The organism is Lyngbya aestuarii BL J (genome assembly GCF_000478195.2).
Classification (GTDB): domain Bacteria; phylum Cyanobacteriota; class Cyanobacteriia; order Cyanobacteriales; family Microcoleaceae; genus Capilliphycus; species Capilliphycus aestuarii.
In genome coordinates, this window is record NZ_AUZM01000250.1 from 1 (window position 1) to 1,015 (window position 1,015).

At 39.0% G+C, this 1,015-nt stretch carries 1 pseudogene; it reads left to right on the forward strand.

Annotated elements, in window-relative coordinates:
- Positions 1–1,015: pseudogene (locus M595_RS31415) on the forward strand (hypothetical protein); the annotation flags it as partial.

Consider the following 1,015-nt stretch of genomic DNA (forward strand, 5'->3'; position numbering starts at 1 on the left):
AGAGCAGGAAAGATTAGAATAGAAACCGGAGAGTTAATTGTTGACAAGGGATTAATTTCTGTTTTAAGTAACGATACGGCAAGTGGAAATGCAGGTAATATTGAAGTTTTAGCCTCAGATTTTGTAGAGTTATCTCGTCTTGAAAGTGGCTTATTGGCAGGGACAGACGGAGTAGGAAATGCTGGAAATATTTCGGTTAAAACTCCCGAGTTAGTGCTGAAAGATGAAGCATCTATTGGAGTGGGAAGTTTGTCTGGAAGTGGAAACGCAGGTAATATTACAATAGAGTCTAATCAGTTGTTTATTCAAGATGAAGCCAATGTATTAGCAGCAACAATAGATGGAGATGGAGATGCCGGAAATATTAATATTAATAGCTCCGAGTTAGTAGAAATCAGAAATCAAGGGAATATCCGAGCAGGCACTCAAGGGAGTGGAAATGCTGGAAATGTGAGAATTGAAACAGAACAATTTCAACTTCGTGATGGCGGTTCAGTAAATGTTAGTTCTACAGCATCAGGAATTCCGGGTAATATTGATATTTCTGCAAACGAAACCCTTTTAAACAATCAAGCTCAACTGAATGCAAATTCAGAAGCGGGTCAAGGCGGTAACATTAGACTTTTATCCGATGACATTCGTTTGTTTAATGAAAGTAGAATTTTAGCCTCGGGAAGTGACAGCGGTCAAACCTTTGAAGGGAATATTGAAATTGATGCTAATCTTTTACTTTTACTTCAACAAAGTCGTATTTTAACTGATGCTTTCAACCCAACCGGAGGAAGTAATATTACTATTCGTCCTTTAGGAAATTCAGAACTCGGACTTTTACAATCTACTGATAGTATTATTAATGCAGCCGGAGAACTTTCGATTGATGATACCCTCAATTTTGACCCGCCAGAAACACCCGAAGTAGAATTCATTGACCCGGCTGAATTAATCGCTCAAGACCCCTGCAAACAAGGTCAAGACAGCGAATTTATTATTACAGGACGTGGCAGATCGGAAGAGC